Source organism: Mycobacterium aquaticum (genome assembly GCF_002086485.1).
GTDB classification, from domain to species: domain Bacteria; phylum Actinomycetota; class Actinomycetes; order Mycobacteriales; family Mycobacteriaceae; genus Mycobacterium; species Mycobacterium aquaticum.
This window is the reverse complement of the sequence record NZ_MVHF01000055.1, coordinates 14,822-32,724: the sequence shown is the minus strand read 5'-3', so window position 1 is coordinate 32,724 and position 17,903 is coordinate 14,822. Positions and strand designations below refer to the sequence as shown.

18 protein-coding genes are annotated in these 17,903 nt (G+C 66.2%); all 18 read left to right on the top strand.

Annotated features, from left to right (window positions below; translation table 11 throughout):
• Positions 1 to 84 precede the first annotated feature (84 nt).
• The 18 genes from BST13_RS33600 to BST13_RS33520 all read left to right on the top strand — a co-directional run bounded on the left by BST13_RS33600 (position 85) and on the right by BST13_RS33520 (position 17,890).
• Entirely contained in the window at positions 85 to 435 is a 351-nt protein-coding gene (locus tag BST13_RS33600) for a hypothetical protein (protein ID WP_083169904.1), read from the top strand.
• Positions 398 to 2,161, top strand: a complete 1,764-nt coding sequence (locus BST13_RS33595; protein ID WP_211296251.1) for a hypothetical protein — start codon at positions 398 to 400, stop codon at positions 2,159 to 2,161. Before BST13_RS33600 ends, BST13_RS33595 begins: the two co-directional genes overlap by 38 nt.
• Positions 2,162 to 2,296: 135 nt before the next feature.
• Positions 2,297 to 3,637, top strand: a complete 1,341-nt coding sequence (locus tag BST13_RS33590; RefSeq protein ID WP_245839914.1) for a DUF935 domain-containing protein — start codon at positions 2,297 to 2,299, stop codon at positions 3,635 to 3,637.
• Positions 3,630 to 4,871 (top strand): head maturation protease, ClpP-related, encoded by a 1,242-nt coding sequence (locus BST13_RS33585; RefSeq protein ID WP_142282901.1) that lies wholly within the window; start codon positions 3,630 to 3,632, stop codon positions 4,869 to 4,871. The genes BST13_RS33590 and BST13_RS33585 overlap by 8 nt, the downstream gene beginning before the upstream one ends.
• Before the next feature lie 32 nt (positions 4,872 to 4,903).
• Positions 4,904 to 5,359: a hypothetical protein gene (locus BST13_RS33580; RefSeq protein WP_083169898.1), complete on the top strand. Its 456-nt coding sequence runs from the start codon at positions 4,904 to 4,906 to the stop codon at positions 5,357 to 5,359.
• A 34-nt stretch (positions 5,360 to 5,393) separates the two neighbouring features.
• The gene (locus BST13_RS33575; protein ID WP_083169896.1) at positions 5,394 to 6,335 is read left to right on the top strand and encodes a phage major capsid protein; all 942 of its coding nucleotides are present in this window, start codon (positions 5,394 to 5,396) and stop codon (positions 6,333 to 6,335) included.
• Positions 6,332 to 6,847 (top strand): hypothetical protein, encoded by a 516-nt coding sequence (locus BST13_RS33570; protein ID WP_083169894.1) that lies wholly within the window; start codon positions 6,332 to 6,334, stop codon positions 6,845 to 6,847. Before BST13_RS33575 ends, BST13_RS33570 begins: the two co-directional genes overlap by 4 nt.
• A gap of 21 nt (positions 6,848 to 6,868) precedes the next feature.
• Positions 6,869 to 7,297 (top strand): hypothetical protein, encoded by a 429-nt coding sequence (locus BST13_RS33565; protein ID WP_245839913.1) that lies wholly within the window; start codon positions 6,869 to 6,871, stop codon positions 7,295 to 7,297.
• A 3-nt stretch (positions 7,298 to 7,300) separates the two neighbouring features.
• A complete protein-coding gene (locus tag BST13_RS33560; RefSeq protein WP_095533815.1) occupies positions 7,301 to 7,996 on the top strand; it encodes a hypothetical protein in 696 nt (231 codons plus the stop codon).
• Positions 7,996 to 8,250: a hypothetical protein gene (locus tag BST13_RS33555; protein WP_083169892.1), complete on the top strand. Its 255-nt coding sequence runs from the start codon at positions 7,996 to 7,998 to the stop codon at positions 8,248 to 8,250. Before BST13_RS33560 ends, BST13_RS33555 begins: the two co-directional genes overlap by 1 nt.
• A complete protein-coding gene (locus BST13_RS33550; RefSeq protein WP_083169890.1) occupies positions 8,247 to 8,669 on the top strand; it encodes a hypothetical protein in 423 nt (140 codons plus the stop codon). Before BST13_RS33555 ends, BST13_RS33550 begins: the two co-directional genes overlap by 4 nt.
• A 20-nt stretch (positions 8,670 to 8,689) precedes the next feature.
• A complete protein-coding gene (locus tag BST13_RS33545; RefSeq protein ID WP_083169888.1) occupies positions 8,690 to 9,232 on the top strand; it encodes a hypothetical protein in 543 nt (180 codons plus the stop codon).
• Positions 9,233 to 9,279: 47 nt separating this feature from the next.
• Positions 9,280 to 9,735 (top strand): hypothetical protein, encoded by a 456-nt coding sequence (locus BST13_RS38495; RefSeq protein ID WP_095533814.1) that lies wholly within the window; start codon positions 9,280 to 9,282, stop codon positions 9,733 to 9,735.
• Positions 9,736 to 9,738: 3 nt separating this feature from the next.
• Positions 9,739 to 10,485: a hypothetical protein gene (locus tag BST13_RS33540; protein WP_095533813.1), complete on the top strand. Its 747-nt coding sequence runs from the start codon at positions 9,739 to 9,741 to the stop codon at positions 10,483 to 10,485.
• A complete protein-coding gene (locus BST13_RS33535) occupies positions 10,478 to 10,822 on the top strand; it encodes a hypothetical protein (RefSeq protein WP_083169886.1) in 345 nt (114 codons plus the stop codon). The genes BST13_RS33540 and BST13_RS33535 overlap by 8 nt, the downstream gene beginning before the upstream one ends.
• A gap of 101 nt (positions 10,823 to 10,923) precedes the next feature.
• Positions 10,924 to 15,048: a phage tail tape measure protein gene (locus BST13_RS33530; RefSeq protein ID WP_083169884.1), complete on the top strand. Its 4,125-nt coding sequence runs from the start codon at positions 10,924 to 10,926 to the stop codon at positions 15,046 to 15,048.
• Positions 15,045 to 16,151 carry a hypothetical protein gene (locus tag BST13_RS33525; protein WP_083169882.1) on the top strand — a complete coding sequence of 369 codons (1,107 nt, stop codon included), beginning with the start codon at positions 15,045 to 15,047 and terminating at the stop codon, positions 16,149 to 16,151. Before BST13_RS33530 ends, BST13_RS33525 begins: the two co-directional genes overlap by 4 nt.
• Positions 16,148 to 17,890 carry a Gp37-like protein gene (locus BST13_RS33520; RefSeq protein WP_083169880.1) on the top strand — a complete coding sequence of 581 codons (1,743 nt, stop codon included), beginning with the start codon at positions 16,148 to 16,150 and terminating at the stop codon, positions 17,888 to 17,890. The genes BST13_RS33525 and BST13_RS33520 overlap by 4 nt, the downstream gene beginning before the upstream one ends.
• Positions 17,891 to 17,903: the final 13 nt, after the last annotated feature.

Sequence of the window (17,903 nt, the reverse complement as noted above, 5' to 3'; positions counted from 1 at the left end):
CGACAGGCTGTTTCGGCACCCTCACGGCGCACATCGGCGGCAAAACGGTGGAAACCGACCGCCGGGGCCAATCTGCGGGCAGATTTGTGGCGCGAAACGGATCCCAGCGGGATCAAGCTCCTCGTCGAGCAAGCCTGTCGTGTAGCCGATCGCCTGGAAACACTCGACCGCACGTTGCGCGGAGACGCCGGCGCGATGATGAGCCTCGGTCTCGGCCGGATACTGGCCGGGGAGACACCTCCGGGCGATCGCAAAGCGTTCTACATCGAGCTCACGCTCAAGGTCGACGCTGCGGTCTCCGAGGAACGGCAACAGGCCAAGCTATTCGCGTCGCTGCTCGCGGACATCGCCAGGCAGCGTGCGCAATTGCCGCCGAGCCCCTCCAATGGATCGGACGATGAGCCGGACCCCGACGCAGACCTCGACCTCGACTAAGCCGCGCCGGGCTCGGAAGAAACCGGAGACCAAGCCGGCGAGTTCCGGGCCCGCGAACCGCGACGACCACGCCGATCCGCCACTGTGGGTGGGGTACTGGCCTCGGCTCGACGGCCCCCAGGACCCGAGGTATCACTCGGCACACCCTGAGTTCGAGCGTGCCGACTTCAGTGTGTCCGTCGAGGCCGCGAAATTCGCATCGCGAGTTACCGGCTCGCGCGTCATGCCGTGGCAATGGTTCGAGCTCCGTGGGATAACGGCCCGCCGCGACGACGGTCTCTGGCTGCACCGCGATGGGTGTCTCGTGGACACCCGCCAGCAGGGCAAGACCGAGATCATGATCTGGCGGATCTTGTACGGGCTGGTCTATCTCGGCGAAGACGTCGTCTATTCAGCGCAGCGTGGCAAGACGGCCGACAAGGTGTTCGCGCGAGTCGTCGAGATCATCGAGAAGAACTTCGGCCAGCTCGACGACAACGGGGAGCGCCGGCCCGATCTGCTCGGGCGGATCATCGCGAAAACCGGTGGGACGCAGGGCCGCGGCGATCTAGAAATCCGTGCGCGCGGCGGCAAGATCGCGCATTTCCGTTGCGGTGTCCGGTCAACCGACCTCGGTCGCGGTATGGACCGCATCGACCTCGTGGTGTTCGACGAGGCTTACAACCTCACCGAAGCCGAGGTCGCCGCGCTGGCCGGTGCGCAGATCGCGAGCCCGAACGCGCAGACGATTTACACGAGCACGGCACCGGTCGCATCGATTCATCCCTACTGCCACATCTTCACCGGTGTTCGTGATCGCGGTATGGCCGGCCACCAGGACCCCGCCAAAGTCGACCCTGATCTCTGGTATTCGGAGTACTGTGCGCCGCCGCCGCCGAAAGATGAGCGCGAGCGTGCCGAGGCCCGACTCGACCGGGAGCTGTGGCGGCTGGCATCGCCGTCGCATGGTGTCATCTCGAAAGACCGCGATATCGACGCAATCCGCAAGGTGTTGTGCATCAACGCGGCCGGCGTCGCACTGTGGGAGGCGGACTATCTCGGTTGGGGTGAGTGGCCGACCACTCAGGAGAGCCGAGAGCCGATCATTCCGATCGAGGAGGTGTGGGTGCCGCTCACGCGCCTCGATGCCGTGCTCGTCGGTCAGGTCGTGATCGCAATCAGCAGAACGCAGGACAAACAATGGTGGGCGTTCGCCGCCGGCCAGCGCACCACCGATGGCCACGTGGCGCTAGAGCTCGGCAAATACGCCAAGATGAACATCGGCCAGGCCGCCCGCTACCTGCTGACTGTGATTCAGATGCTCGACCCCGTCGAGATCATCATCGAGGGCCACGATCCCGGTGTCGACCTCGTGCCCACGATGCGCCGGCTCGGGTTCGACCTGCGGGTTACGTCGCTCAACGAGTTCGCGACCGCGTCAACGCTATTCATCGATCACGCGTTCTCGGGGGATATCTGCCACACAGATCAGCCCATCATCCGCGAGGGAATCGAGCAGGCCGCGATGCGCAAATTGCCGCGCGGCGACGAGGTGATTGACACCCAAGAGGGTTCGGTTGCGCAGGTCGTGGCGTTCATGTTGGCGCTGTGGGGCGTGCTCGAATTCGCAGAGGAGGACGTGCCCGCGGCGCTTCCGGTGGCCGGTAACGACGTTGGACCGCACGATGAGCTCGCAGAATTCGCGACGACAAGTAGCCACTTTGCGGATTGGGACCTGTCAACCTAGGCACCGATGGGTGCGAATGACACGGTTGTAATTACCCGGCCGCGGCACGTTGTCGCGCGGCGGGTCGTTGCTGGCGCGCCCACAACCGGGTTGCGCCGGCCCGCGGCGACCGCTCGTGTCGAAACCGCGATGCCCATGGGCGAACGCGGATACGTCAACGGCAATGGCGCGGCGGGCAACTCGTGGATCGATTGGGATCCGTTCGAAAAGGTCCCCCAGCTCCAATGGCCCGAAGCCGTCAACGTCTACCTCGAAATGGACAACGACGACTCTCGGGTGACGTCCCTGCTCGAATCGATCTCGTTACCCATCGTTTCGGCGAAGTGGCGAATTGACCCGAACGGCGCGCCACCGGAAGCGGTTCAGCTCATCTCGCGGTGCCTGCGCATACCGGTTGTGGGCGAGGATGCCGTCGACGATGCGGGCCGCAGCAAGGGCCGGTTCTCCCTCATGGCGCATCTGCGCGAGGTCGCCAGCCCGGTCCCCCAGTTCGGTCATGCTGTGTTTGAACAGGTTTACCGCCGCGAGGCCGACGGCCGCGCGGTGCTGCGCAAGCTCGGCCCCCGACCGCAATGGACGATCAAGAGTTTCGACACGGCCCTCGACGGCGGTCTCGACTCGATCACCCAATTCGCGCCAGCGGCGACGAAACACATTCTCTACGGGATCAATCCGACCGAGATCCCGATCAACCGGCTCGTTGTCTACTCGCGCAACAAGCGCCCTGGTCACTGGCAGGGGCGCTCGGTCCTCCGATCGAGCTACAAGCATTGGTTGCTCAAGAACGAACTCCTCAAGATCGAGGTTGCCGTCGCCCGACGCAACGGCATGGGTGTGCCGGTCGGTATCGCGAGCAAGCCGAACGATCCCAAAGAGGTCGCGGCGATGCAGCGGATCGCGAGCGGATTCCGCGGCGGCCTGCACTCGGGTGTCGGCCTTGCACAAGGCCAGTCGCTCTCACTGCTCGGTGTGCAGGGCAACCTCCCCGACATTCGCGCATCGATCGTCTACCACGACAAGGCCATCGCGCTCTCTGGCCTGGCTCATTTCTTGAACCTCGACGGCGGTGGCTCCTACGCCCTGGCCGCTGTCCAAGAGCGCCCGTTCGTGCAGGCACTCAACGCCGCGGCGGCCTACTACGCCGAGATCATCCAAGCGCACATCATCGAGGATCTCGTCGACCTGAATTTCGGCGTAGACACCCGTTGCCCGCGGATCGTGTTCTCGCCCATCGGCTCACAGCAGGACGCCACCGCGGCAGCGCTCAAGATGCTCGTCGAGGCCGGGCTCCTGGCACCCGATCTGCGCATCGAGCGATCCTTGCGACAGGTGCTCGACCTCCCCGCCAAGCCTGACGAGGGCGACCCCGACGCCGAGCCGCCCGCCGGCAAGCCGAAGCCCGCTCTACCCCCGGCCGACCCGGCGCACTCGATTGCGCCGGCCCCCGACCCATCACAGGAGGACACCGGTGCCTGAGAGCAGCCGAGCATGGTTCAAGTGGTCGCAGCCGACCGCCAAGGCAGACACCGGAACCGAACAGATCACGTTGCACATCTACGACGTCATCGGTGCCGACCCGTTTTTCGGCGGTGTTGATGTCAATGACCTCGTCGGCCAGATCGAGGCGCTCGCTGACGACACCGAGCTCGCCGTGCGGATCAACTCGCCGGGCGGTTCAGCGTGGGACGGGATCACGTTGGCGAACGCGATCATTCGCCACCCCGGGCGCACCACGACCTACGTCGACGGCGCGGCGGCGAGTGCCGCGTCGCTCGTCGCGTTGGCCGGCGACAAGGTCGTCATGTCCAAATACGGCCAGATGATGGTGCATAACGCGCGCGGCGGGCTGATGGGAACCGCCGAGGAGCTCATCGCCGCAGGTAAGACGCTGGAAAAGCTCAACGGCTCGATGGCCGCGTTCTATGCAGACCGGGCCGGCGGGGAGGTCTCCGATTGGGCCCGGGCCATGAAGCGCGAAACCTGGTACACCGCAGCCGAAGCGAAAGACGCTGGCCTCGCTACCGAGATCGACGAGTCGGGCAAGCGTGAAGAGGTCGAGGCCGCCGCGACGGCGGCGATCACCAAGGTCGCAGCGATGTTCAAGTACCCCGGCCGCCAGGCCGCTCCCGCGCCGTCGGCGCGGGCTGATGACGGGCCCGAAGGTGGCCCCGTACCGAAGGAGGAGGCCGCCGTGGCGACCAACAAGGCAGTCCTCGACGCTCTCGGGCTCCCCGAGGATGCGAGCGATGAGGACGTGATCGCAAAGATCAACGAGGGCAAGGGCTCCGGTGAGGGCGCACCGCCCGACGGCAAGCCGACCGAACCGGATGCAGCCGCCGTAGAGGCAGCCACCAAGGCCGCGGCAGCGGTCGGGCTCACGCTCGTCGACCCCGGCACCCTGGCGACGATGCGCACCAATTCCGAGCTCGGCGCACAGGCGCACGCAGCGCTCGAAACTCAGCGGATCTCTGCCGCTGTCGATGCCGCGATCAGCCTGGGCAAGATTCCGCCGGCACGCAAGGACCATTTCGTGGCTCTCATGCGGGCCGACGAGGTCGGCACCACCAAGCTCCTCGCCGACATTCCGCCCGAGACCGCGGTGCCGATGACCGAGCTCGGTCACTCACTTGACCCGGTCGCATTGGCCGGTAGCGGCGGCCAGGGCGGCGAGGTTACTGATCTCCCCGCATACAAGGCGTGGGACCTGTAGGCCCACACGGAATCTGAGGAGGAGACAGCACAATGCCCGGAACTATTCAGGTCACCAAGACGGGGCCGCGGACATACTCGCCGGCCGCGGGCAAGTTCGTTCGAGGCGGCCGCGGCGTCGAATACGTCGCCGGCGGCCGCATTCAAGAGTGGGCAGCCGCCACCATGCGCCCCGCGGGCGTCGCGCTGACCGACGCGATCGCCCCCGAGGACGTCAACACTCAGGCAACCACCGACGGCCAGGGGCGGCCGGTGCTCAACACCGTCGTGCTCCCGCAGACCGTCGCTGTCGCCTACGACGGCGACGAGGTGCCAATGGTGTACGCCGCCAACGCGAATCAGGGTGATCTCCTGATCGCAGCGGCCAACGGCACCGTGACCCCCGCGGGTGCCACCCCGGACGCCCGGACGATCGTCGGCCGGTGCACTCAGCCTGGCGGCGTTGTCGTCGCCACCAATCCGCTCGGCCTCGTTCGGCTGGCGATCTAGCGACCGCGGTCGAGATAAAGGAGATAGCGCCAAGATGGCTAAGACCGGAGTTGTGAGCATCTCGGACGGTCCGCGCACGACCGTAGCCGACCTGATCGGGTCGCCGATGATGGTGCCCACTAAGCAGATGGAGTTGATGAAGAACATCTTCATCACCGACACCGTGTTTCGTGACGAGGGCCCTAACCCGTCGGGCCTGGTCGGCTACACCGAGGGCGAGCCGACATTCCTCGTTGGCGACGTCGAAGATGTGGCCGAGTTCGCCGAGATCCCCGTCACCTACGGCGAGATGGGCGTGCCCCGCGTCGCCGTGGCGAACAAGAAGGGTCTCGCCGTTCGGATCTCGCGCGAAATGCGCGACGAGAACAGGATCGGTCGAGTCAACACGCAAATGACTCAGCTGCGCAACACGTTCAAGCGTGCCAACGATCGCGCTCTGCGGGCCCTGCTGCTGTCGAACGCGGTGCCGACGATGCCGGTCGCTGCGGCGTGGGATACCGCCAACGGCAACCCGCGAATCGATCTGGCGCTCGGCATCAAGGAAATCACGTTCGCCACGCCGAACGGTGACGTCGCCAGCGCCGAGGAATGGGCCGGGTTCGACCCGGACGCGGTGATTCTCAACCCTGGCATCCTGCCGGTGTTGCTGGACAACGAGAAGTTCCTCAAGGTCTACAACGGGAACATCGCCGGGGACACCCCACTGCTGACCGGCCAGCTTCCGGGCACGATCCTCGGTCGCAAGATCATCGGATCGATGTCATTCCCTGAGGATCGCCTGTTGCTCTGCCAGACCAAGGTAATCGGGTTCTACTCCGACACGCGCCCGCTGGAAATGACCGGCCTCTACCCGGAAGGCAACGGCCCCAACGGTGGCCCCACCGAGACCTGGCGCGCCGACATGACGCACAAGCGCGTCATGGCGCTCGACCAGCCCAAGGCCGGCCTCTGGCTGACGGGACTGGTGACCCCGTGAGCGCCGCCAAGGCAGGCACCTACGTCCTAGTCGCCTCGGCGTTCCACCGCATCGAGGGCGACGGCGACGACGCTGTGCGTCGCCGGTACAAGCGGGGCGACAAGGTCGCGCTGTCCAAATCGGAGGCCGCACGCCTCGCTGTCCCCACGTACATCGGGGGCCGCGCGGTGCCAGCACCGTTCGCCAAGGCCGCCGACGTGCCGCCCGGCGACGACCTGGCCGCCGGCCTCCCTGTCGATGGGCCGATCGTCACCGTTGGCGACCCAGTCGTGGGCGGAGGCGGCGGGGCGAATCTCGCAGAGGGCCAGGCGATCCCCGGCGTCAACGGGGACGCAGGACAGGCCAGTGGTGCCGAACTCGGCGACGGTCGGCCCGCCAAGAGCGCAACGCTCGACGTCTGGAAGGCCTACGCGGTCAAGGTCGGCGCGGTGACCGAGGAGCAGGCCGGCGAGATGACCAAGAGCCAGCTACAGGAAGCCGTCGCCCGCCCGCACGACAGCACCAGCGAATAGCCACACCGAGGAGCTCGACGAGTGGACCCCACGCAACCGTTCCTGACGGTCGATGAGTTCGCGGCGATGATCGCACCGCGCGTGCTCACGGCCGGCGAACGATCCCTCGTCGAGCTCCTGGTGCAGGCCGCGGCCGACTGGATTCGCGACCCTGCGCGCTTGCCTGGCCTGTCGACCAACGACCCGCTCGCCGTTCAGGCGAGACTCATCACCTACGACGTAGTTTCGTCGGTACTGTCCCCGGCTGGCCTCGACGACCCGCGGGTGCGCCAGGTGATGACGCAGACCGACAGCCGAACCACCTCGATCACCTACGCCGACGCGGCCAAGCTCCTCGATTTCGATGACCGGCATCTGATCGCGCTCGGCCTGTCGACGTCTGCGCTCCCGCAAGCCACATTCGAGCCGTTCGATGTCGCATTCACTGACTGCGGCCCAAGGCGGTGGTAACCGATGCGTAGCGTCGCGCAACTGCTTTCCACCCTCGGCCCCGACACCGTCGAGCTGGTCATCCGCGAACCCGCCGACCCGCCTGCACTCGACCGATGGGGCCGACCGGTGCTGACCGAGCGCACCGTCACCAAGACCGACGCGTCCTGGCAAGTCACCGGCGGCACTGAGGAACTCGCCGGCGCAACGATCGCGACCCTTGAGGCCCGCGGGGCGCTGCCCGTCGACGACGACACCAAGGCACTCGAGTCGACCGCCGCGGTACGCCACGAGGGCCGCCTATTCGAGCTCACCACCCCGGGTGTGACCCACTACGACGACTTCGGCCGGGCCAGCCACGTCCGCGTGTTCGGACGTTGGGCCGCCGACGTGAGCCTCGGCGAACAGGTCGTCGTGGTGCCCGCCGGACGTCGGCACGACGGCATCGTTGAGCCCGACGGCGACCCGATCCCGCTCACCGCCCGCGCCGTGCTGCCCGGCGATGCCCGCGTGAGGTTCGGCGGTACCGGCCCGAGCGTCGAGGCCGACTTCACTGTGGTCCTGGACCTCGACGCCCTCGACGCACCGATCCGTGACGGCGACTGGCTGATCGTGCGCGATCGCGAGTGCCGCGCGCTGGTCAAACGGCAAGAGTCGCAGTGGGTTGAGCGTCGCCAGCTCGTCGTGCTGGCCGAATTCCACGGCGGAGGGCGCACATAATGCCACCGCGCCGGTCCCGCAAAGAGGGTTTTGTCGCCGACCGCAAGGCGATCGGCCGAATCATGAAGAACGATCCCGGCCTCAAGGCGTTCATCCACGGCATCGCCGAGAAAGGTGCCTCGCGCGCCGGTGGCCACGTCGAGGACTACACCACCGACCGCACCGTGTCGGCCGTCGTCGTCGGCGCTGAGGACCAAGCGAAGAACGGCGCGGCCACCAAGGCGGCAGGCGAACTCGGTTGGGATATCCGATGAGAGTTCACGCTGACCCGGTGCCCGCCGTAATGGCGTCGCTGCGCGAGTTTTTCATTCTTCCGTCCACGGTCGCCGAACTCGGCGGGCAATGCCGCGTCGAGGATGCCGAGGACGGGATACCTGATGATTGGTCCCTACGAACCGACCCGCCCCTCGTCACCGTGAGCGATGACGGGGGACCCGTGCAATACCCCATCAAACGCGACCCAACCATTCGGATCCTGGTGCGTGCCCGCGGTTCTCGACTCGCCAAGCGGGTCGCAGCGCTCGCGGATGGCTATCTTCGCTCGCACTTGCCCGATGGAATGGCAACAATCCGGCGCGGTGGCGCGGCGTTCGTGTCAGCACGGGACTCGGACACAGGTGCAGACCTGGCCTCGTTCACCTTGCCGGCCGTTGTCCCGATGATCGATCACTAGACCAGCTAGGAGCAACGCCAATGGCCGGCAACCCCGCCAATGTGGCCTCTCGCCTGTGGGCCGAGGCCGATGTCCTGATCTACCGGGCCGCTACGCTGCCCACCGCCGATATCCCTGCCACGGTGACGGATCCGTTCGTGACCACGACCGGCAAGTGGGAATTCCTCGGCCTGCTGGTCGGTGATGCCGGTATCGAGCAGAGTCGCCAGTGGGACTCTCAGAAGATCCCCGCGTGGGGCTACGGCACGATCATCGTGGCCGACAAGGATTTCTCCCACACGACCAAGGTCTCTGCGCTGGAAGACAACCCGGCCACCCAGGCAATCATCTGGCCCGGCTCGACCGACACCTCGATCGTTGTGCCCCATGCGCTCTACGCGTGGTTCGCAGTCGAGAAGCGCACAGCCGCCGGAGGTGTCAATCGGCTCATCTCCAAGATGCCCGGCCGGTTCTGGTGCGAGACGGTCACCGATCAGGAGGGCAACGCATCGCCGCGCGAGATCGAGGTCGACGTGTTCCCGAACTCGGACCGCGAACTCTACGCCGCCCAAAAGGCCGCCTGACCAGCACATTACGCACATCGCGTAACCACCAGAACAGGAGAACGACAGTGCAGACAGTCAAGGCAAAAAAGGCACTCCCGGGCCGGCAAGAGGGATCGGTGTTCAAGGTCGACGAGGCATCGGCCAAGGTGCTCAAGGAACGCGGCGACGTCGAGTTCGTCGACGAGACAGCCGAATCCGACGGCCTGTTCGTACCCTCGACCACACGCCGATCGGGTGCCGCGGTGACCCAGGTCGCCCCGGCCGACTACCCCGAGCAGGTCGTCGGCGAGCCGGCCGAGGGCCAGGAGGGCGACGCCGCCGAGGTCGTCGACGGCGACGGTAAAGTGCTCGGCGAGCTCCCCGTCGAGTCCGCGGTGCCGACCCGCAACGCCAACAAGTCCGACCTGGTCGCGTATGCGTACGCGCACGGCAAGGTCAAGCACGATGACGGCACCGGCTACACCGAGGCCGAGCTCGAATCGTTGACCAAGCCCGAGCTAGTCGACAAGCTCGGCCTGTAGGCAGTGCCGAGCGAAGCCGCTCGGTTAGAGGCACTCGGTGCTACCGATGCGACGGTTTGGTTCCGCGGCAACAAGATCCGCGTACCGCTGGCGCTAGAACGCTGGCCGCTCAGGCTCATTCGCAACGAGCAATGGGTCGCCGCGGTCGACGAGCTACTCGCCGGCCAGTCGATCGGTAGCACCGACCCGATCCTCGACGACTACCGAGAACTCTCCGACGCGATGGCCGACGCGGTCGGCGTGTCCCCGCTGCCTGAGACACCGACCTCAGTCGACCGGTGGTTCGGCGGAATCCCAGACCTGTTGCACCTCCTCGACGACCACGAGGCCGACGTCGAGCTCGACCTCAAACGACTCGGGGTGAACTACCTCGATCGGTTCCGCGGCGAGCTCACTCTCAGACAGGTTTGGGTGTATCTACGCCGGGCCCAAGCGACCTCGGCCGTCGCGATCGCCAACAACCATGGCCGGCATGTATGGACCGAGCCCGATTACATTGGCGCATCGGTCTATCAGGCACTAACGGGCCAGATCTACCCCGGCCGTCCCCTCAAACCCGAAGAGCGCCAGCAGGCCATCGAAGCTATGCAAGCGAAAGCGGCTCATGTGGCTAAGTTGAGGGATCGAGCGGCCCACTACACGCCGGAGGAAACCCCACCACCGGCGAACGCGCCAGGGTTGCCCGCGGCAATGCAAGAGGCGATCGCAAACCGTCAACGCGAACTAGGAGTGACCGACCCGAATGGCTAAGAACAGCACCGCAACTGTCGACCACCTCACGCCCATCGTCGGCGAGGACCTGGACGCCGACGATGCCGCAGCGGCGGCCGCCGAGCGTGAAGCGCTCAACAAGGCCGTTGTCACGCTCGAATGGAAAGGCCAGACATTCACACTCCCCAAGCGCCGCGGTCGCTGGCCCACCAAGGCAGCGCGCGAATTCGCCCGCGGTAACCACTTGGAGGGGATCGCCGTAATCCTCGGCGACGAGGCCTACGCACGCCTTGAAGAACTGTGCCCGGTCGTCGACGATCTCAACGAGTTCGCCGACTACGCCGGCGAGAAGATCCAAAGCGAGTGCGTCTCATAGACCGCGCGCCGCGCACCATCACCTGACACTCCCCCACTTCACCCACCACACCCGCCCGAGAGAGCAGACACGTCGTTTGCGACCTCGTAAGGCGGTGACCGGTGGCGATCGATTCGATCGGCTATTACGCGCTACCGGTGATCCCGTCGTTCGACGGCATCGACCGCAAGGTCAACGCCTCGATGCGAAAGTCGTTCGGCGGGTTCGGTAAGAGCCTCGGCCTCGACATCGGCAACAACGTCGGCGCAGGCCTCAAGGCGTCGGCGAACGCTGTGGCCTCGGCCGCCAAGAGCCACGAGGCCGCCCTCGAAAAGGTCGCCGACGCGGCGAATCAAGCCCGCATCGCCGAGAAGAAACTCGACGACCTACGGAAAACTGCGGGATCGCGGGCATCGGCCGTCGGCACTGCCGAGCGTCGACTCAAAGAGCTTCGCGACGGCGGCAAGGCCACGAGTAAGCAACTCGAAACGGCTGAGCGGCAAGTAAGCACGGCCCGCGAGCGGGCCCGCACTGCCGCCACGAACGCGATGAGCGCCGAGGCCAAGGTGGCGACCACCCGCCGCCAGGAGGCCGCGGCCACCCGCGAAGCCAAGGCCGCCGAGCAGGAGCTCGCCGACGCGCGTCGCCGAGCCAGTGGAGCCGGCGGCAAGGGCGGCGGCCTGTTCAGCGGGTTCCGCGCCGGAATGCAAGGCGAGAGCGGCGGTCTCACGTCGCTCGCCGGCGGGATCGGCGGCAAGATCGGCGGCGCATTCATGGGCGGCATCGCCGGGGTCGTGAGCGTCGCCGCGGTCGGCTCACTGTTCAAGAGCGCACTCGACACCGGCATCGATTTCGAGCGCACCGTCAACGCGTTCTCGGGTGTCACCGCCCAGGCCGGCGATACCGCGGACATGACCGCGGCACGCATGAACGCGATGCGCGACGCAGCCAAGGCGCTCGGCTCCGACGTCCACCTCGCAGGCGTGTCAACGAAAGACGCCGGCGAGGCGATGCTCGAACTCGCCAAGGGCGGCATGACCGCGCAACAGGCAATGGACGCCGCGCGTGGCACCCTGCAACTCGCCACCGCCGGCCAGCTCGACGCCGCAGAGGCCGCGAAAATCCAATCCGCTGCGATCAACATGTTCTCGCTCAAAGCGACTGACGCGACGCACGTCGCCGACCTGTTGGCCGCCTCAGCGAACGCGAGCTCGGCCGACGTGCACGACCTCGGTATCGCGATGCAGGCCGGCGGCTCTGCCGCAGCCGGTTTCGGCGTTTCGATCGAGGACACCCTCACCGCGCTCACGATGTTCTCGCGTATGGGCATCAACGGCTCGGACGCCGGAACGATGCTCAAGACATCGCTGCTGGCGATCACCGACCAAGGCAAGCCCGCGCAGGGCGCGATCGAGGAACTCGGTCTCTCGCTCTACGACGCCCAGGGCAAGTTCGTCGGCGTCGAGTCGATGATGAAACAGGTTGCCGCGGCGTCGCAACGCATGACCGATGAGCAATTCCAAGCTGCCACCGCGGTTCTGTTCGGATCCGACGCGATGCGCGCCTCGATGATCGCGGCCAAGGGCGGCGCTCAGATGTGGGACGACTCAGCGGCCGCGGTCAACCGCCAGGGCGCGGCCGCTGAGATGGCCGCCGCGCAAATGCAAGGGCTACCCGGTGTCGTCGAGGCCCTCTCGAACACGTGGGAGGCGTTCAAGCTCAAGCTGTTCGACGTCATCGACGGTCCGCTCATCGCGATCGGCAATTGGTTCACCAGCATCGTCGACGGCGAGGGACCACAGTGGCTACAGCAGTACGGCGACACGTTCAAGGCGATGTTCGCCGATGTGGGTGCCTCGATCGGCCCGGTCAAGGACGTGCTCGGCTCGATCGGCGAGGCGTTCCGCACGTACATCATGCCGGCGCTCTCGGAATACCTCGGCAAGCTCAAGGGCCCGCTGTCGGACCTCGGCCGCCAGATCGGCGCGACGTTCCGCGAGTCGCTGCCGATCCTCAAGGCCGTCGGCATGGTCATCGGCGGCGTGCTCCTTGGCGCGATCAAGACCCTCGGCGTGACCGTGCCGATCATGATCCGCGCGTTCACCGCGAGCCAGCGGGCCGCACAGATCGCGTTCCAAGGCATCAAGATTGGCGCCGAGATCCTCGTCGGCGTCGCCAGCTTCATCAAGGACGTGTTCGTCGGCGCGTGGGACCTACTCAAGGGCGCGATCTCTGTGGCCTGGTCGGTGATCTCCCCGGTGATCGATGCGATCAAGTCTGCATTCGGCGCACTCGCCGACGTCGGCAAGTACGTGTTCGACACCGTGCTCCTGCCTATCTGGCACGACTTTCAGCTCGCCGTCGGCCTCGCCGCCGCGGTGGTCGCGCCGATCTGGGACGCGTGGAAAGCCGGTTTCTCCGCGATCGGTGACGGTGCGACCTGGCTATGGAACAACGCGATCGTGCCCGCATGGGAGGGCATCAAGTCAGCGTTCTCGGCGGGATGGTCTGCGCTGCAACCGATATTCGACCTGATCAAGAACGCATTCAAGGGCGTCTCCGACTTCGTGTCGAGCGTGTGGTCGGGCCTGGCTGGCGTGGTCAAGGGCGCGCTCGACGCGGTGATCAACGCAGTCAAGGGCCCGCTGCGGTGGATGGGCGGTGTCCTGCAAAAGGTTCCGCTCAAGATCGGTCCCGTCGAGATCCCCGGCGCGCAGGTCGCCAAGGATCTCGGTACCACCCTCGCCGGGCTGCGCGACGGCGGTGTCGCCGGCCGCACCTCCGCTGGTGTCCTCTGGGGGCCCGGGACCGGCACGAGCGACTCGATCCTCGGCATCGACACCAAGGGCCGACCGACCGCGCTCGTATCGACCGGCGAGGGCGTCGTCAAGGCCGGCGCGATGGACAAGGGCGGGGCACCCGTCGTCGCCGCTCTCAACGCCGGATGGGTGCCCCCCGCGGCCCTGCTGCACGCGATGCTGCCCGGCTACCGCGGTGGCGGTGTGGTCGGCGACGGGCCCGACGTCGAGGCCGCACTCTCGATGGCCGGCACCGGCTACAGCCAGGGCAACCGCACCGACTGCTCGGGCATGGTCGCCCGGGTCATCCTCAAGGCGCTCGGCATGGACAGCGGCGGCGGTCTGATGACGACCAAGAACGCCGGCGAGTGGCTCAGCAAGCTCGGGTTCCGCGAGGGCATCGGCGGCCCCGGCGCGATGACGGTCGGGTGGTACGACCGAGGGCCCGCACCCAACGACGGCCACATGGCGATGACGCTGACGAACGGCCAGCACGCCGAGGCCGGCGGCAGCAACGGTGTATTCACGATCGGCTCGGATGCCAAGGGCGGCGACGACTCCGGGTTCGACAAACACATGTTCTTACCGCTCGAGAATCTCTACGCCGAGGGCGCATCGGGTGGTGGCGGCCTCAGCGGGCTCGGCGGCGGCACCGCGAGCGGCATGTCCGGCCTCAGCGGTGGCGGCGGGTACGGCTACGAGCCGAGCACACCGAAACAGCTTCGCGAGGCACAGGATCGAGTCGACGACCGCGAGGCCACCGTCGACAAGAAACGGGCACTCGTCGAGGAGCGGCAACGCAAGCTCGACGAGGCCAAGCCGGCACAGCGCGCGACCGCGCAACGTCTGCTCGACGACGCAAAGACCGAGCTGGCCAAAGCGGAGCGTGAACGCGACCAGGCCAAGGACGACCTCGCCGAGACGAAACGCGGTAAGCCCCGCAAAGGCAAGGACGGCGGCCAGGACGGCGGCGACTCGCCGCTCGGCGAGGTCGGTTCGATCGCGTCGCAGTTCCTCAAGGACACATTCGGACTCGGCGACCTGTTCCCCGATCCGGGCGAGCTCGGTGTCGTCAAGCTGGCCCAGGCGATTCTTGGGATCAAGTGGACCCCGCAGGGATCCGGGTTCGCCGGCGGTCTGCTGCAAGGCATTCCGGGTGCATTGGAGATGACGCAGCCGGGCGCGGCCGCTGATGCGGGCCCGACCGGTTCGGCGCTGCCGTTCGGCATGATCCCGAACGTTTCGTCGATGCTGCCCAACCCGGCCGACCTGCCGACGGTTCACCAGGGCACCGCCGCACCACCGGGACCGATCGATGCGAGCACCAACGTCACGATCCAGAACCCGCAGATGACCGAGGCGAGCAACGCGCAACTCATCCGCCGCACGCTGCTCAAGACGCCGCGGTATGGGACCTACACCGCGGCTCCCGGGGTGATGGGCACGTGACCACCACAGAGATCCCGCCTGCCATCAGCGGACAGCGCCGCGTGGTGCCGTGGTCGCAGCTCTCGCCCGCTGCGCGGGCCGAGGGCGTGTCGTGCGCATGGATCGGTGCCGACGGCCGCTACTGGCCCCTCACAGGGACGATGGCCGGCACTGAGGGCGCATTCATCACCGGTGCCATCGACGGCATGGTGCACGTCCCGTTTGAGGGCGTTTGGACCACACCGGCTTACGGGCCGCCCAAGTTCGAGCGCACCGTCGACGGTCGCCGCGAGATCTCGTTCACCCTCGGGCTGATGTCGTCGACCAAATTGGGTTGGTACGACACCGAGTCTCGGTTCTGGGCTGGCTGCAAAAAGGATGCGACCGGATGGTTTTCGGTCACCACCCGCCGACACGGGCAGCTGTGGATCCCGATGCAGCTCCTCGAAGCGCCCAAGTGCGCGCTGCCCGATGACCCGGCATATCAGCGCGTCGCGCTGCACGAGGTGATCCTCGCCGCCGACGGCGAACCGCGTTGGCGGCGACCTGACGCCTGCCCCAAGCCGTTCATCCGCTCGGCGGGCGTGCCCAGCGTCGGCACCATCCGGGTCGCGAACCGCGGCACGGAACCGGCCTGGCCCATCTTTTTCGTCAGTGCGCCAGGCCGGATCTGGCTGCCCGACGGGCCCAACGCGTTCACCTCGGGCGAGCGCAACCCGCTCGACGACTGGCCTCGCGTCGGCAAGCTCTTCGGGATCCCGTTCGTCGACGAGATCCTCGGCACGTTCACCCGCACCCGCGACGCGAACATGATCGAGATCCCCGAGCTCCAACCGGGCGAGCACGCGATCATCGACACCGACCCGAACCACCGGATCGCGATCTCGGCCAAGGATCCGGTCGACAACATCGTCAAGAAGTTCATCCGCAAAAACGAGCTGCTCGACTGGCTCGTCGGCCAGTACGGCGACAGCGGATTGCCCTTGCTGCAACGGTTCCGCGGCCAAGGGTTCTCGGTGCCGATTCCACCCAAGAGCGTTGCGACGCTGCCCGTGCGCCATGAGCAGCCCGGCGGCAAGATCTGGTGCCAGCTCCCGCAGCGGTTCGAGAGCGCACTCGCATGACCGCGCTACTCGATCGGTTCGTATCGGCCATCGGCGGCGCGCTCGACCCGCGCACCGAGTCGGGCGAGTTCTCCCCCGAGCTGCGCATGCACCTCATGGAACGCCGGTTTGCCTACATGAACCGGCGCACCAAGGCCCCACTAATCCGGGTGTGGGACAAAGAGATGCGGTTCATCGCCCGCGTCGAAAACCTCGATCGGTGGGACTGGGAAGAGCTCGCCACCGATGACGGCGAGGCTCACATCACGTTCTCGGGCAAGGACATGGATTGGCTGCGTGAGATTCTCACGTACCAGATCGATGACGACGAGGACATTCACGTCACGATCGACCCCGATCCCGACAAGCCGCACGACTGGCGGATGCGTTGGGGCGGCAAGGTCGTCACGATCGAGGGCGAGGACAACCCCGGCGAGGCGTCGATCACGACGCTCAATTGCATCTCAAATCGACGGCACCTCAAGGGAATTTACCTCGCAGCCAACCCCATCACCCCGGCCGAGGTACAGCTCCCCAAGATGTTCCTGTGGGGTGGCCCCACCGCCTCTACCTGCGCAATGTCGACGTGGGTCAACTGTTTCCGCCTGTTCTCGCTCAACGGGTTCTCGCCGATCCCGCGCAACATCTTCGCGCCCGAGACTCTGATCCAGAACGCGTCGCCGCTCAATTGGCCCGTTCAGGTGATGCCGATTGCGACACTGTTCGACCAATCTCGTTGGTGCACAGTCGCGGCCCGCTGGAAAGACGCGCACACCGTGCTCTCACCGGTGATGAAGGACGCCGGCGTGATCTGCCGCGCGTACACATGGCTCCCGGGAGACCCCGCCCCCTACACCATGTTTGGGCCCGAGCTGGCCGAACTGCTCAAGCCGACCAGGGCGTGCGTGATCCTGTCGTTCGAGAACGTCAGCGGTGTCACGGGGCCCACGGGCACCATGGCCGACGGCGCGCTCAACCTGTTCGCCGCGACGCTCGACGACCTGATCACCGAGACGTTCATCCCGGTCGACGCCGACCATGACGGCGAGGTCGACCCCCTGATCCGCAAGCTACTGCTTGTCGCGCCGAAGCCAACGCCATTCGTTTATCGCGACGTCGGCTATGGCAATGTCCGCAAATCAAAGTTCGTTATTCATAAGTCACAAGCCACCGACATTATCGTTGGCGGTAAATCGCCCCAGTGGGTAAATCAGGCAATTACATTTGCCATCAGATACGGCATATCTCAGCTGGCACAGGTCATTTTGGGCCAGGAGGCATACGGCGTTGAGGGCCTCGACAACCTTTATCAGGGCCAGCTTGACGACGTATTTCTAGCGTTCCAACGCTATGTAAATCCGCTGCGCTCTAGCAAAGCTGGTAGTTACGCATTCCGAGAATATTTCCACCAGGGCGGCGGGTCGGCGTACACCGTAAACGCGATTCAGGACCTCGCCGCCGGCGACGCTGCGATGAAGGCCTACCGGTCGCAGAAATTCGACGTCGGCGACGGGCAACCGTACGTGCTCGGCGAGGACTACTGGCTTGGCGATCGCGTCGCTGCCGAGATCCGGGGCATCACCTACACGCAGAACGTGTGGGCGATCCGCGCCGAGGGATCTCGCACCGAGGTTGGTCGACCGGTCATCTCGTTCGGCGACGACTCCCGCGAGGAGGACCCGGTAGCGCGCGGGTTCCGAACGATGTCGAACATCGCCAATTTCGCTGCGCTGCTGGCCGGTTCGGGAGACCTGTTCTGATGAGAGAGGTATT

Coding starts and splice junctions, on each gene's coding strand:
- BST13_RS33520 (WP_083169880.1), top strand. CDS start 16,148: ATGACCGCGCTACTCGATCGGTTCGTATCGGCCATCGGCGGCGCGCTC.
- BST13_RS33580 (WP_083169898.1), top strand. CDS start 4,904: ATGCCCGGAACTATTCAGGTCACCAAGACGGGGCCGCGGACATACTCG.
- BST13_RS33550 (WP_083169890.1), top strand. CDS start 8,247: ATGAGAGTTCACGCTGACCCGGTGCCCGCCGTAATGGCGTCGCTGCGC.
- BST13_RS33590 (WP_245839914.1), top strand. CDS start 2,297: ATGGGCGAACGCGGATACGTCAACGGCAATGGCGCGGCGGGCAACTCG.
- BST13_RS33575 (WP_083169896.1), top strand. CDS start 5,394: ATGGCTAAGACCGGAGTTGTGAGCATCTCGGACGGTCCGCGCACGACC.
- BST13_RS33555 (WP_083169892.1), top strand. CDS start 7,996: ATGCCACCGCGCCGGTCCCGCAAAGAGGGTTTTGTCGCCGACCGCAAG.
- BST13_RS33560 (WP_095533815.1), top strand. CDS start 7,301: ATGCGTAGCGTCGCGCAACTGCTTTCCACCCTCGGCCCCGACACCGTC.
- BST13_RS33535 (WP_083169886.1), top strand. CDS start 10,478: ATGGCTAAGAACAGCACCGCAACTGTCGACCACCTCACGCCCATCGTC.
- BST13_RS33595 (WP_211296251.1), top strand. CDS start 398: ATGAGCCGGACCCCGACGCAGACCTCGACCTCGACTAAGCCGCGCCGG.
- BST13_RS33545 (WP_083169888.1), top strand. CDS start 8,690: ATGGCCGGCAACCCCGCCAATGTGGCCTCTCGCCTGTGGGCCGAGGCC.